This is a genomic window from Pseudomonas sp. FYR_7, assembly GCF_043106155.1.
GTDB classification, from domain to species: Bacteria; Pseudomonadota; Gammaproteobacteria; order Pseudomonadales; family Pseudomonadaceae; genus Aquipseudomonas; species Aquipseudomonas parafulva_B.
This window is the reverse complement of sequence record NZ_JBICMI010000070.1, coordinates 1-605: the sequence shown is the minus strand read 5'-3', so window position 1 is coordinate 605 and position 605 is coordinate 1. Positions and strand designations below refer to the sequence as shown.

At 60.7% G+C, this 605-nt stretch carries 1 protein-coding gene; it reads right to left on the bottom strand.

All coding sequences use genetic code 11. The features are described from left to right. The coding region (locus ACF8R3_RS17040) for an immunoglobulin-like domain-containing protein (RefSeq protein WP_392515924.1) at positions 1–605 on the bottom strand (605 nt) is incomplete at both ends.

The following is a 605-nucleotide window of genomic DNA, read 5'->3' as shown; positions in this document are numbered from 1 at the left end:
GTAACCGCAGCCGCTGGATTCGGGGTCAGCTGTTCGAAGTTCCCGCCCGTAGCGCTGTCGATGGTCACGCTAACGGTGGAACCGTTGTTGTAGACGTCGTTGGCCGGGGTTTGGAAATCGATGCTGCCCTGGGTCTTGCCTGCTTCAACGGTGATGACCTGGCCGTTGGACAGGGTCACGGTGACTGGAGTCTGCGCCGGGTTGGTCAGGGTCACGGTGTAGGTGATCACGCCGCCTTCAGTGACGCTCGGCGAAGCGGTCAGGGTCGCAGTGGTGGTGTCGATCGAGTCGTTGATCGTCGTTACAGCTGGCGTCGGGTTCGGCGTCAACTGCTCGAAGTTGCCACCCGTGGCGCTGTCGATGGTCACACTAACGGTCGAGCCGTTGTTATAGACGTCGTTCGCCGGAGTTTGGAAGTCAATGCTGCCCTGGGTCTTACCCGCTTCAACGGTGATGACCTGACCATTGGACAGAGTCACGGTGACCGGAGTCTGAGCCGGGTTGGTCAGGGTCACGGTGTAGGTGATCACGCCGCCTTCAGTGACGCTCGGCGAAGCCGTCAGCGTGGCAGTGGTCGTGTCGATCGAGTCGTTGATCGTGGTAAC